Origin of the sequence: Streptomyces sp. NRRL F-2580 (genome assembly GCF_000720115.1) — a bacterium.
In the GTDB taxonomy this organism is placed as follows: Bacteria; Actinomycetota; Actinomycetes; order Streptomycetales; family Streptomycetaceae; genus Streptomyces.
Genome location: NZ_JOIR01000091.1, coordinates 1 through 2,964, shown reverse-complemented (window position 1 = coordinate 2,964; position 2,964 = coordinate 1). Strand labels below are relative to the sequence as shown.

The window sequence follows — 2,964 nt, the reverse complement described above, 5'->3', positions numbered from 1 at the left end:
TTTCCTCTACGTCTCGTGGGCTCGGAGATGTGTATAAGAGACAGGGGTGGTGGTGGGTTGGGGGGAGCCGCCCGTGGGTTCGAGGGTGAGTCCTACGGAGCGGGCGTTGTCGGGGCTTCCTTGCATGAGGGTGGCGCCGTCGCCGTGGATGAGGCCGGCGGAGCGTTTGGTGCCGTGGTCGTCGAACCACAGTTGGTAGGTCTTGCCGTCGGGTGGAGCCGGGAGGCCGTGGCTGGTGAAGACGGCTTGGTCGCGTGTGGCGGAGGTGGTGACGGATGTCCCGGCTCCGGTGGTGGTGTTCCCGTGTACGGTGCGGGCGTCGGGGGCGGCCAGGACGGCGGCCAGTTCCTGGGCCTGGCGGGTGCTCTGCTGGGCGTGGGTGCGTGTTTGTTCGGCTTGCTGGTACTGGTAGGCGGCGAGTGCACCGAGGGCCGCCGCGGCGGCGAGGCAGGCCGCGATGACGAACGCGCCGGCCTTGCGTCTGAGGAGTGTGGTGAGACGGGCCTGGGGTGTGGGGCGGGTGTGTGGGGGCAGTTGCGGGATGGTTTCGATGCGGTGGAGGACGGTCTGTCGCATCGGGGCGGGTGCGGGCAGGGCGGTGACGGCGGCCAGGCGCGCTGCTGCCGCGTGGAGCCCGTCGACTTCCCGGGCGCAGTCCGTGCAGCGGCGTAGGTGTGCGGTGAAGGCGTGGAGTTCGTTGCCGGTGAGCGCGTCGAGTGCGTACGCGCCGGTGAGGGTGTGGAGGCGGTCGTCGTGTGTCACTCGCCTACCCCCATGCAGTCGCGCAGTCGGATCAGTCCGTCGCGCATGCGGGTTTTGACGGTGGCGAGTGGGGATCCCAGTTTTTCCGCGACCGCGCGGTAGGTCAGGCCCTGGTAGTAGGCGAGGGTCACGGCCTGGCGCTGGAGTTCGGTCAGGGTCTCCAGGCAGCGGCGTACCTGTTCGCTTTCCAGGTGGGATTCCACTTCCTCGGCGACCTCGTCGTAGGGCCTGGGTCGCTCGCGTGCGGCGGTGGCGTGTTCGCGATCCAAGGAGGCCTGGGCGGAGCGGACCCGGTCCACGGCCCTGCGGTGCGCGATGGTGGCCACCCAGGTCATCACGGTGCCCTGTGCGGGGCGGTAGCGGGCGGCCTGGCGCCACAGGTCGATCATGACCTCCTGGGCCACCTCCTGTGACTGGGCGCGGTCCCGGACGACTTTGACGACGATCCCGAACACGGTGGTGACGACCGCGTCGTACAGGACGGTGAAGGCATCCTTGTCGCCGTGGCCCACCCGTTCCATGACCTCTTCCAACCGTGGCCCGCCCGCGTCCGTACTGCGCAGGTATGGGGGCCGGCTCACCGGCATCCCGCCGCGCGTCGCCGGTCGGCCTGCCGCGGCCCGGTTCCGTGGTGGCCGTCTCGGCTCTCGTGCCTTGATGCCATCAGCAGCTCTTTCGCCGAGAGGGGGACCGGGCCCGCGGCCCGGGGTCGGCCGTGGTGCTCCGCTGGTCTCACCCCTTCTTCGTAGCGGGCCTGTGTATGGATTGCCCCGATCGGCAACGCTGCGGCCCGCCCGTCATCCGATCGAGCGAAACCGGCTTCCACCGCCCAGCCCCAGCGACCGCCGCCACCCCCGTCACCCCGCCGTGGCCGTTGGGGTGCCCTTGGGAGGGTTTCACCTGCCGTGGAGGAAGGCCTGTGCTGGGATGAAGGCTTCGTGGCCGGTCGGGAGGCGGACCCGTACCCCGGACTCCGTCCATGTCACGGATTCGATGCCGTTCGCGGCGACGGTGGTGTCGAGGTCCGTCCAGTGTCTGTAGGACAGGCTGGGATCTCTGCCGATCGCCATTTTGTAGGGGTGTCGTCCGGGCAGGGTGTGCCCGTGGACCAGTCCCAGGAAGTGGGGTGAGTCGTCCGCGTAGACGACCGTGGCGGGAGCGCTGTCGCGGTACGTCACCTCCGTCCGCGGCCACCACACCACCGTCAGGAACGCGGTGCTCAGCACCACCGTCCCCGCCACACCGCCGAGCAGCAGCCTGCCGATTCCGCTCGCCGGCGCGACCGCGCGGTCGCGCCGGGCCGGTCAGGAGCGAACGGTGCGATGGTGCCCATCCGGGGTCGGCGCCGCTCCGCACCGCCGGCCGGCCGGAGACCACTCTGCGATGCAAGCACGCGGAACTGAGCCGATCGGTTGTGGCGGCCACGCCCCGTCCGACGTCTGACCCGCGCAGTGCCGTGCCGTGCCCTGGTCGATGACCTCATTGGCGCTGACGTTGGCGTTGATGTGGGAGCTGGCATGGGCCGGATGCGCGAGGGTGCGGCCGATGGTGCCGCCCGGATGCCCTGGCCGCCGGCCACGTGGTCCGCGGCTTCGAGGGTGCGGTGGCCGACGAGTGGAATATTGCCCGCTCCGCCCTCGAAGCGGCGGCCCGCGCTCTCCACGCGAACCGGCCCGGGACCGCCCCGCATGCTGTATCTGTACGCCGGCCGCCATTCGCGCGACTCTCGGCCAGCACGGCGGGCGGGTGGACTGTCCATTGGCGGCACGGACTTTTGCCGGTGGTGGGCGGTACACGTGGGCGCAGTGCGATGTGTGTCAGCGCGTGGGCGGCTTCGAGTGTTACCACCGCTGGCTCGTCGCGGACCCGCCGCGGCTTTGAGGCGTTCACGCCCAGGGACGATCCCGGCCGGAGGCCCGGCCTCTGCACCGCCGACGCCGGACCACGTGGGTGGAATGCGACGTGACGCTGCCGGGGCCGGGGCCGGGCCGACCAGGCCGGCCCGGCCGGTCGTCCCGGTCGGGCCGGTCAGGTCGGGGCGGCCTGTTCGGGGCGCCGTCCCGGTTGGGTTGGGGTGGGTTGGTGGGGTTGGGCTGGGTTGGGGGTGTTAGGGGAGTTGGGGGTGGGGGTGGTTGGTGTGTGGGGTGGTGGTGGGGGTGTAGTAGACGGAGCGGCCTTGTTTGGTGCGTTCGAGGATGCCGC

Annotated in this window: 3 protein-coding genes; all 3 read right to left on the bottom strand. The window is 71.0% G+C overall.

Annotation, left to right across the window (positions count from 1 at the left end; translation table 11 throughout):
• Positions 1–6: 6 nt before the first annotated feature.
• On the bottom strand, positions 7–762 hold the full coding sequence (locus IF88_RS0139500; protein ID WP_030724349.1) for an anti-sigma factor: 756 nt from the start codon (positions 760–762) through the stop codon (positions 7–9).
• Positions 759–1,349, bottom strand: coding sequence for an ECF RNA polymerase sigma factor SigK (gene sigK / locus IF88_RS0139495; protein ID WP_051838356.1), 591 nt, complete (start codon positions 1,347–1,349; stop codon positions 759–761). Before sigK ends, IF88_RS0139500 begins: the two co-directional genes overlap by 4 nt.
• Positions 1,350–1,658: 309 nt before the next feature.
• Positions 1,659–1,991, bottom strand: coding sequence for a hypothetical protein (locus tag IF88_RS0139490; RefSeq protein ID WP_234323878.1), 333 nt, complete (start codon positions 1,989–1,991; stop codon positions 1,659–1,661).
• Between the last annotated feature and the right edge of the window lie 973 nt (positions 1,992–2,964).